The organism is Neisseria sp. P0009.S007 (assembly GCF_051962515.1).
The window spans coordinates 1-923 of the sequence record NZ_JBQCVF010000631.1 but is presented as its reverse complement, the minus strand read 5'-3'; the positions used below and the strand labels follow the sequence as shown (position 1 = coordinate 923).

At 61.9% G+C, this 923-nt stretch carries 1 protein-coding gene; it reads right to left on the bottom strand.

Annotated elements, in window-relative coordinates:
* Nucleotides 1-923, bottom strand: a 923-nt coding sequence (locus ACTHS3_RS15285) for an L-aspartate oxidase (RefSeq protein WP_440368405.1), incomplete at both ends; no start/stop codon positions are given.

The window sequence follows — 923 nt, the reverse complement described above, 5'->3', positions numbered from 1 at the left end:
GTATAGTGTTGCACGGGGCGGACGGGGATGGCTTGGCGCGTGATGTCCAAGCCGCATTGGGACAGGCAGTGCCGATGAATGGAAGGGAAATGCTGACGGACAAACGCTGCCGGTTGATGGCTGATGTCGAGCGAGACGAAATCTTGCGTTTGTTTGGCGATTTCGGCGGCGATGGCGCGGGCAACGATGTCGCGCGGCGCAAGTTCGGCGCGGCGGTCGTAATGCGACATAAACCGTTCGCCCGATTGGTTGGTCAGGATGCCGCCTTCGCCGCGTACGGCTTCGGAAATCAGGAAGGTGCGGCCGTTTTCAGACGGCCTTGCCAAGCCTGTGGGGTGGAATTGGATAAATTCGAGGTTTTCGACTGCGCAGCCTGCGCGTATCGCCATGGCGATGGCGTCGCCCGTGCATTCAGGCGGCGTGGTGGTGGCGGCATAAATCTGTCCCAAGCCGCCGCCTGCGAGTACGGTATGGCGGGCGCGGATGCGGTCGATTTCTTGCGTTCGGCAGTCGAGGACGGTCAGTCCGCACGCTGCGCCTGATTCGGTTTGAACGTCCAACGCCATCTGCCGCTCGCAAACGCGGATGTTCAGGCGGCGGCGTATTTGGGTAATCAGGCTCTGCATGACGGCTTCGCCCGTGTAGTCGGCGACATGGGCGATTCGGCGGCAGGTATGCCCGCCTTCGCGCGTCAGGTGCAGGTCGTTATGATTCCGATCGAACGCCACGCCCTGCGCCAGCAGCCATTCGATTGCCGGTTTGCCCTGCGATAAGATGGTACGGACGGCGACTTCGTCGCACAAACCTGCGCCCGCTTCCAAAGTATCGGCGACGTGTTTTTCGATATCGTCCTCTCCCGACCACGCCGCCGCAATCCCGCCTTGCGCATGACGGCTGGCGGTGTCGTCCAGCCGGTTTTTGCA